The organism is Pauljensenia sp. OF14-1SRA, assembly GCF_027694595.1.
Taxonomy (GTDB): domain Bacteria; phylum Actinomycetota; class Actinomycetes; order Actinomycetales; family Actinomycetaceae; genus Pauljensenia; species Pauljensenia turicensis_B.
The window spans coordinates 39,003-47,702 of sequence record NZ_JAQEVQ010000010.1 but is presented as its reverse complement, the minus strand read 5'-3'; the positions used below and the strand labels follow the sequence as shown (position 1 = coordinate 47,702).

Below are 8,700 nucleotides of genomic sequence, written 5' to 3'. Positions count from 1 at the left end.
GCCGTCGAGGGTGTTGGCGTCCTCGCGCAGGTAGTTCTTGAGATCGGCGAGGTGCTGAGCGACCGCAGCGTCGTCATGATCGCTCATCGCCTTCTTGACGAGGGAGAACTTCATCTCGACGGTGGAGACCCGATTCCCCGAGATACGCGCCATGACCTGCTTCTCGAAGCCGAGGGTCTCATAGCGCCGGTAGTAGGCGGTGTTCACCCCGTCCTTACCCGCCTCGACATCGCCCGCCAGATAGTCCTTCTCGGCCTGATCCAGGATCTCACCCATCTCCTCGGCGACCGCGCCCCAGCTGGACACGGCGCCCTCGGCTCGCGCAGCGGCCGGGGCGAGGACCCCGATGAGGAGGGCGAGGAGGAGCGGGGCGAAGAGGATCCAGGGGCGCCTCGTCAATGCCGTCGTCGAGGATGTCGATACGCCCACCCGTGTTCCTCCAGAATTCCGCTTGTCGATGTTGATGAGGGCGAGGGGGCCATGCCGACCCCGAAATCGCCAGAATTAGTTTAGCCTAACCTCTGCAAATTCAGAAATAAGTCACCGAAGAGTTACCTATTTGAGATCTTCGCAGGTGGGAGAGCCTCCGCGCGGGGCATCCCCAAGGCGCAGGACTCCGCTTTCCATCACCATCACACGATCGGCGAAATGAACGGCCTCATCCTCGTGCGTCACTACGAGCACCGCCGCACCCTCGTCCGCCGCACGCCGGAGCATCCTCAGCGCCGTCTGGGCGTTCCCCGCGTCCAGTCCCGCGGTCGGTTCGTCGGCGAGGACCGTCTCCGGCCGCATCACCAGCGCCCGCGCCACAGCCATCCGACGCAGTTCCCCTCCCGAGAGCTCATCGGGGCGAGCGTCGGCCAGGGGCGCCAGATCGATGCCCTCCAGCAGGACCTCCGCCCGCTCGCGGACCCCCTCCTGCTCGACTCGCGCCCGGATGATCGACGGGAGGAGGACGTTCTCCAGCACCGACAGGCTGCGCAGCGCGGTGTGCCCCTGAGGGATCACGCCGATCCGCTCGTTGCGGAGCACCGAGGCCGCGGCATCCGGGAGGGCGTACAGATCCTCGCCGCCGATCAGGACGGCCCCCTCCGTCGGCGCGAGGATCCCCGCCATCATCGACAGCAGGGTGCTCTTACCGCTCCCCGAGCGTCCGCGAATCACCAGCAACTCGCCGGGGCTCAGGCGAAGATCCACCGGCTCGACCGCCGAGAACATCGCTCCGCCGCGCACGCGCGGGAAGTCCTTCCTCACGCCTCTCGCTTCAAGAGTCACGTCATTCCCCTTCCCTGAGGACAAGCCCCACGTCCATCGCGCCGATACGGCGAATCGAGACCCACCCCGCGACTCCCGCCGAGGCCAGGGCGACCAGGAGCGCGGCGAGAGCGATGAGTCCCGACTCCAAGGGCCCCGGCATGAGGAACCCGATGCCGAGCATTTGACCGACCAGCGCCCGGAAGGCCGAGAGCAGGACCCCCGACACGACGACGCCCGCGAGCGCGCCGGCCAGATCGACGGCCGCAGACTCCGCGAGGACAAGGCGTCCGAGCCGCGAGCGACTCACACCCATCGCCCTGAGGAGGGCGAACTCCCGAGCTCTTTCGTGAATCATCATCGTGAACACGAGGACGCTCATCCCCGATCCGACCGCCCATACGACGCCCACGAGCAGCGCGACCGCGCGCGATGTCCGCACGAGCGTCGCCGAGATCCCCGAGACCATGCTCTTCGCCGTCGAAACGGAGACCCCGTCCACGCTCTCGCGGATCCGCTGAGCGACCGCCTCCGCGTCCTCGCCGTCCGCGACGCGGACGAGAACCGAGGACACGACGCTCCCCGGATCGGCGTCCCGATACTTGTTCAGTCCCTTCTCCAAGGAGGCCGCCATGAGGCTCCTGCCCGTGTCGAAGTTCGCGTACACGGCGTTGTCGAGGGTCGAGCCCGTCGGATCGAACTGGCCGACGACCCTGAGAGTCCGACCGTAGATCTTGAAGGAGCCGTCGACCGGTACGGCGACGTTCGCTCCCACGAGGACGTCCATCTCGCCGATCTCCACGCCGCCCGTCGTGTCGGCGATCCACGGTTGAATGGCGAAATCCGTCTCCGGATCGAAGGCGATGACCTGGTATCTCCCCGAGCAGCAGCTCGCCCTCGCGGATGCGAGGAATATCTGGGGGGACGCCTTCTCCACGCCGGCGACATCGCGGACCCTCGCAACGACTCCTGCATCCATATAGAAATAGCCCGGCTCGGCCTCGAGGAGAAAGGTCCGGGCGTCGAAATCCCCGCCGGCGTCGCTCGGGGTGACGAGCACATCCGCCCCGAGACGGGCCTCCACCGTCGCCAGGCCACCGCGGATCCCCTGAACGAGGATGGTTCCCCCGAAGACAGCCGAGGCCATGAGCGCTGCAAATACGAACAGCGCGAAGGCGCGAGTCGGGTGCGCGCGCAGAGCGCGAAGGGGCAGCTCCCTCAAAGAACGCATAGATCCGTCTCCTTCCTACGTCGTCAACAGCATCGAGTCGTCGGCGGCTCGCAACAGCCTCGGAAGCACGGCCCTTGCGCCGATCCAGGCGACGAGGAGGCTCATCGCCACCGCCGCGGCGGCGAGCGCGGCGAGGTTGCCCGGGGAGACGAGCTCGCTCCTCACGGGCGCGACGCCGATGAGGGCGACGAGCCCCGCGGCCACGAGCGCCCCGAGCAGGGCCCCCGAGGCGTGGACCATGAGCGCCTCCCGTAGGAGGACGCGCTCGACGAGGGCCCTCGAAGCCCCGAGGATCCGCCACACGTTCGCCTCGCGGCGCCGCTCGTTGAACAGCGCCCATTGGGCGACGGCGAGCGCCCCGAGCAGGATCAGCCACGTCAGGGCCGCGACCCCGGCGAGCATGGACGAATGCGCGGACATCGAGGAGGCGGTCCCCACCAGCGCTTCCTCCGAATGGACGGCCGTCACGCGTCGGACGTAGAGGTTGATCCAGTTCGTCACCGATTCCGCCTCGGAGCGCTCCTTGAGTCGTAGCAGCGCGACCGAGTAGTCGGCCTGCGGGTCGAGAGAGGCGAAGGAATCGTCGCCTGCGGCGACCGCGGCGGCGATCACCCGCTCGAGGGAGCCTATCGGCACGAGCACCGCCTTGTCCAGCTCGGCGCCGGTCCTCTCGAGATGGGCGTCGACCGGCCATTCCTCGCCGAAGAGGGTCACCGTGCCCTCCCGCGACACCGCCACATCGGCGCCCACTGCGACGGATCCCTCCGGCACCACGTGATCGGGGCCCTCGCGCTGCCAGGGCGCGACGACGAAGTCGGAGGCCGGGTCGAAACCGATGATCCAGAGGGGCTCCCCCCCGCCGCTCGCGTCCGACAGGTAGAGCTGATAGGCGATGCGATCGATGTCCTCGTTGGAGTTCAGACGCGACAGAGTCGAGCGCTCCTTGTGGAAGAGGACGGGGCTGCCGACCATCTGGACGCAGGACTTGTCGAGTTGCAGGAAGCCCGCCGAGGGGTAGACGACGACGTCCGCGCCCAGTCTGTCTCGAGCCAGGGAGAGCTCAGCCCTCGTCGACTGCACGAGGAGCAGGCCCGTCAGCGCGCAGGCGGTCTGCGCGAGCGCGAGGAGCGCGAGGATCATCGTCCGCAGCGGGCGGGCCCGCGCGCTCTTCAGCGGGAGGCCCCTTAGGGAAAGACGGTCGCGCCTCATCACCCGGCGCCTCCCGCGCTCGTATCGAGCCACAGGGCCGGGCGGACCCCGTAGGTCGCATCGGCGGCGGCGCCGGAGCCGTGGCGTACGCCCTCACGGTCGACGTACTGCGCCGTGAAGTCGTAGGTTCCCGGGGAGCGCAACCACCAGTCGGCCCGCCCCTCCTCGTCCGCGGGCAGATCGTCGTTGTCGACGGCCGCGGATAGGGCGGCCGAACCGAGCGCGGCGCGCTCGACGGCGTTGGAGATGTAGATCGAGGCCTCGGTCTCACTCAGCGCGAAGACGCGATCCTTCGTCGCGGGGCCCGCAGCGGTGCCGGTCGCGGACTGCGGAGCGTTGGGGACCTCGACCGTCGGGATGAGGGAGAGCTCGCTTTCATTGAAAGCCGCCGCGAGGAAGTCCGAGTTCATCCATCTGCGGAGGTCGGAGCGCTCCCAGGTGACGGGCTCGAAGGGGACGCGGTGGTAGGGGGCGGCGTCGAGGGAATCGCGGCTAAGCAGCAGCAGCCTCCCGTCGATCCGGTCGAGGACGATCCAGCGGATCGGCTCCGGGCCGTTCGCGGCATCGCCGTCCTGTTCGAAGGAGCCGAACTCGATGAGATCCCCCTTCTTCGCCGAACGATGAGGGAGGGCAGGGTCCGCCTCAGTCATCCCCCGAAGGCGCTCGGCCGAGTCGGCGTACCCATCGAGGCGTGAATAGGAGCGGTAGGCCCCTTCGCGCTCGCCGACCTCCTCGAGGCGGAGAGCCTCCCGATAGGCGGCGTCCATCCGAAGGCGGTGGATCCCGAAGATGGCGAGCGCGAGCGCGAGCAGCGCGACCCCGACTACGATCGCGCGCCGCTTCCGCCTCGCGGGGGAGGGCGGAAGCGCGATGGCGCGCGCCCTCATCTCAGGCGACGGCCCGCTCGCCGCGCTTCGCCACGGTGGCGAGCGCCCCTGCGCCGGACAGGGCGATGAGACCCGTCATCACCCGGGTGAAGGGCTGGAATACGGTGTAGCAGCGCATGTTCTTCATCATGCACATGGGGCAAATCCCGCCGGGGACGAAGAAGAGGACGACACTCGCGATGACGGCGAGAAGCTGAAGAAGGATCCTCACACCCCTGTTCTTCACGAAAGCAGCGGTCCCGAAGAGGACAACGAGGCCGACGCCTCCCGCAGCGACCGTGTTCTGACACTGGTGACAGTGCATCCAGGTGCCGTCCTCTCGACGGGGGCAGGCGGAGAAGACCGTCGTGACCCCGAGGATGAGCAGGGCACTCAACGCTGCTGGGGCGACGGCGAGCGCCAGATTCTTCTTCGACATGGGTTCGCTCCTCTGTTCTTTAACGAGCGCATATACTGACAAGGTTGGACACATATAGTTAAGGGCACCCTTACCTAAATTGTCAATCCGCGGGCACCACCGGACCGCGGATCTCCGGAACGCGGGCCTCCGATCCTGGGATTCCGGAAACCGGAAGCGCCCGAGAGCCTTCGACATACGCGATAATCGAGCGGAAACAGCCGGAGGGCGACACCGCCTGATCCCGCTCGCTGATGCCGACCCCGAGGAGTTCTCAGTGCTCGCAGCCACCTTCACACCATAGACCACCGCAGTAGCCGCCCGATCCCGGGGAAGGCGGAGCCCCCGCTCTCGGCCACGACGGTCGAGGGCGGGGGCTCCGAGGTTCGACGGGCTCTCATCGCCGCTCATCGGCGACGGGAGAGCACGATCCGGGCCGACTCCCGTTCCACGGGTGCCCGACCCGGGCCGTGAAATCGGCTCAGGCCTCCTCGGTGAGGACCGCGGCGCGGCCAGCCTCAAGGCGAGCAACCGGGACGCGGAACGGCGAGCACGACACGTAATCGACGCCGACCTCATGGAAGAAGTGGATCGACAGCGGATCGCCACCATGCTCGCCACATACACCCAGCTTGATGTTCGGCTTGGTCGAACGAGCGCGCGTCACGCCCTCGCGGACCAGGGTGCCAACACCGTGGACATCGATGGACTCGAACGGCGAAACACCGAAGATGCCGGCCTCAATATAGTGCGGGAAGAAGACGCCTTCGACGTCGTCACGCGAGAAGCCCCAGACGGTCTGAGTCAGGTCGTTCGTACCGAACGAGAAGAAGTCAGCTTCTTCAGCGAGATCTTCAGCGGTCATTGCTGCACGCGGAAGCTCGATCATTGCGCCGATGGTAACACCGGACAGGTCAACGCCACGCTCGGCTGCGACCTCGGCGATAATGTCTTCGCCCTCTTCGCGGATCAGCTGGAGCTCGCGGACGGAGCCGACCAGCGGAACCATGATTTCCGGCTTCGGGGACAGGCCACGGGAAACGAGTTCAGCGGCTGCCTCGCAGAGTGCGCGCATCTGCAGGGCGAACAGGCCGGGCAGGTAAATGCCGAGGCGGACGCCACGCAGGCCGAGCATCGGGTTCTGCTCGTGGAAGCGACGAACCTCAGCCAGCATCTTCTCGTCAGCCGGATCAGCTTCGCCGGTCGCCTTCGCGACAGCAACCTTGATTTCCAGCTCGGACAGTGCCGGCATGAACTCGTGGAGCGGCGGGTCAATCAGGCGGACGGTCATCGACTTGCCATCCATGACCTCGAGCATCTCGAGGAAGTCCTGCTTCTGGAGCTTTTCGAGTTCGCCGAACGCTGCAGCGCGTTCCTGCGAGCCCGGTGCGGAGAGGATTGCGCGCTCAACCAGTGGGCGACGTGCGCCGAGGAACATGTGCTCGGTACGGCAGAGACCGATGCCTTCAGCGCCGAACTCGATCGCGCGACGCGAGTCGGTCGGGGTGTCAGCGTTGGCGCGGACGCGCAGGCGACGAACCTTGTCGGCGCGCTGCAGGATCTTGTCAACGGCCTTAACCAGTTCCTGGGTGCCTTCGTCGTTGCCGGCAGCAATCAGGCCAGCTTCGAGGCCGTGCGACAGGTAGGTGGTGACCGGAGAGTCGGTAACCGGGACCTCGCCGATGAAGATTTCACCGGTCTGACCGTCGATCGCGATCGTATCGTCGGAGGTGTAGGTGGTGCCATCAATGACGACGGTGCCGGCATCGGCGTCGATCTCGAGTGCTTCGGCGCCACAGACGCAGGTCTTGCCCATGCCACGCGCGACAACAGCAGCGTGCGAGGTCTTGCCACCGCGGGCGGTCAGAACGCCTTCGGCGACAACCATGCCCGGCAGGTCATCCGGGTTGGTTTCGCGACGAACCAGAACGCACTTGACGCCGTCAGCGTGGAACTTCTCAGCTTGAGCGTTGTCGAAGGCAATCTTGCCGACTGCTGCGCCCGGTGAAGCGGCCATGCCACGTGCGATGAGTTCCTTGGCAGCCTTCGAGTCGAACTGTGGGAACATCAGCTGGGTCAGCTGATCGCCGGTGACGCGAGTCAGGGCCTCGTCGCGGGTGATCAGCTTTTCTTCGGTCAGCTGGATGGCGATACGGAATGCGGCGGCAGCGGTGCGCTTACCAACGCGGGTCTGGAGCATCCAGAGCTTGCCACGCTCGATGGTGAACTCGATGTCACACATGTCGCGGTAGTGGGTTTCAAGCTTGCGCATGATGCCGCGCAGCTTGTCGTAGGAAGCCTTGTCGATATTCTCGAGGTCGGCGAGGGACAGGGTGTTGCGGATACCTGCAACGACGTCCTCGCCCTGAGCGTTCTCAAGGTAGTCGCCGTACACGCCTGCGTGGCCGGACGAGGGGTCGCGGGTGAAGCAGACGCCGGTGCCGGAGCCTTCACCCATATTGCCGAAGACCATGGTGCAGATGTTGACTGCAGTGCCCAGGTCGTGGGGGATGCGCTCACGACGACGGTAGATGCGTGCGCGCTCGGTGTTCCAGGAGCGGAACACGGCTTCGATGGCCATGTCCATCTGGACGCGAGGATCCTGCGGGAAATCCATGCCCTTCTGCTCGGAGACGATCTTCTTGAAGGTCTCAACGAGGCCCTTCAGGTCGTCAGCGGTCAGTTCGGTGTCGCCTTTGACGCCACGAGTTGTCTTCAGATCGTCCAGGGCGTCGGAGAACAGGTCACCATCAATGTCGAGAACCGTCTTGCCGAACATCTGGATCAGACGACGGTAGGAGTCCCATGCGAAGCGCTCGTTGCCCGAGATCTTTGCGAGGCCCTGAACTGAGTCGTCGTTCAGACCGATATTGAGGACGGTTTCCATCATGCCCGGCATCGAGAACTTTGCGCCCGAACGCACCGAAACGAGGAGCGGGTTGTAGGGGTCACCCAGGTGGCGTTCCATCTGGTCTTCGACTCGGCGAAGAGCGGTAGTCACCTCGGTTTCCAGGGATTCGGGAACAATCGAATCCTTGAGGTATGCGCGGCACGCCTCGGTGGTAATGGTGAATCCGGGGGGAACGGGCAGTCCAAGCTTCGTCATTTCCGCAAGGTTTGCGCCCTTACCTCCGAGCAGGTCCTTCATGGACTTGTCGCCCTCGGAGAAGTCATACACATACTTGACCATTGAGGTCCTCAGCTTCCGTCGATCACGTAAAAGTGGCCCGCCATCGGGCCGCTAGTGGGAAGAATAGCAAAAAGGGACTTAGGTCACCGAATGCTTTACCTTTGTTTTCAGCATCTTTGCAGTTCGCTTAGGAAGTTTGTCGCATATGTGACATTTTCGCGCTGTTTCAGTAGGGGTAGATCAGTAGGGGTAGAGGTGTGTCTACACCTCGTTCCGCTCCCCATCGACGAGGCCCCCCGCGACACACTGCACCTGACGCGACACAACCGGGCTCGAACACGCCAAACCGTCGCACCAGGTGCACTCGGGAGCACAAAACACGCCGACGCGCGTCACCGCCTACACCTCACGCGACACGTCCAAGCTCAAACACGCAAAACCGTCGCACCAGGTGCAGTCGGTGCACAAAAACCAACCCCACCACCACACCACCTACACCCCACGCGACACATCCAAGCTCAAACACGCAAAATCGTCGCACCAAGTGCAGTCGGTGCACAAAAACACTGGCGGGCCCACCCACAAGGGTGAA

The 8,700-nt window shown here is 65.4% G+C and carries 6 protein-coding genes and 1 pseudogene; all 7 read right to left on the bottom strand.

Annotation, left to right across the window (positions count from 1 at the left end; all coding sequences use genetic code 11):
* Positions 1-429: pseudogene (locus PG731_RS06430) on the bottom strand (FTR1 family iron permease); the annotation flags it as partial.
* A 126-nt stretch (positions 430-555) separates the two neighbouring features.
* On the bottom strand, positions 556-1,275 hold the full coding sequence (locus PG731_RS06425; protein ID WP_270772887.1) for an ABC transporter ATP-binding protein: 720 nt from the start codon (positions 1,273-1,275) through the stop codon (positions 556-558).
* 1 nt (position 1,276) lies between these two features.
* Complete coding sequence (locus PG731_RS06420) at positions 1,277-2,485, bottom strand: ABC transporter permease (RefSeq protein WP_270772885.1); 1,209 nt, start codon at positions 2,483-2,485, stop codon at positions 1,277-1,279.
* Between the two features lie 15 nt (positions 2,486-2,500).
* Positions 2,501-3,694, bottom strand: coding sequence for an FtsX-like permease family protein (locus PG731_RS06415; protein ID WP_270772882.1), 1,194 nt, complete (start codon positions 3,692-3,694; stop codon positions 2,501-2,503).
* Complete coding sequence (locus PG731_RS06410; RefSeq protein ID WP_270772880.1) at positions 3,694-4,461, bottom strand: DUF6273 domain-containing protein; 768 nt, start codon at positions 4,459-4,461, stop codon at positions 3,694-3,696. Before PG731_RS06410 ends, PG731_RS06415 begins: the two co-directional genes overlap by 1 nt.
* A gap of 121 nt (positions 4,462-4,582) precedes the next feature.
* Positions 4,583-4,999 (bottom strand): DUF4418 family protein, encoded by a 417-nt coding sequence (locus tag PG731_RS06405; RefSeq protein WP_270772878.1) that lies wholly within the window; start codon positions 4,997-4,999, stop codon positions 4,583-4,585.
* Positions 5,000-5,459: 460 nt separating this feature from the next.
* A complete protein-coding gene (ppdK, locus tag PG731_RS06400; RefSeq protein WP_270772876.1) occupies positions 5,460-8,168 on the bottom strand; it encodes a pyruvate, phosphate dikinase in 2,709 nt (902 codons plus the stop codon).
* Between the last annotated feature and the right edge of the window lie 532 nt (positions 8,169-8,700).

Excerpts from the sequence above, each read along its gene's own strand:
- PG731_RS06420 (WP_270772885.1), bottom strand. The coding sequence starts at position 2,485 with ATGCGTTCTTTGAGGGAGCTGCCCCTTCGCGCTCTGCGCGCGCACCCG.
- PG731_RS06415 (WP_270772882.1), bottom strand. The coding sequence starts at position 3,694 with ATGAGGCGCGACCGTCTTTCCCTAAGGGGCCTCCCGCTGAAGAGCGCG.
- PG731_RS06410 (WP_270772880.1), bottom strand. The coding sequence starts at position 4,461 with ATGGACGCCGCCTATCGGGAGGCTCTCCGCCTCGAGGAGGTCGGCGAG.
- PG731_RS06405 (WP_270772878.1), bottom strand. The coding sequence starts at position 4,999 with ATGTCGAAGAAGAATCTGGCGCTCGCCGTCGCCCCAGCAGCGTTGAGT.
- ppdK (WP_270772876.1), bottom strand. The coding sequence starts at position 8,168 with ATGGTCAAGTATGTGTATGACTTCTCCGAGGGCGACAAGTCCATGAAG.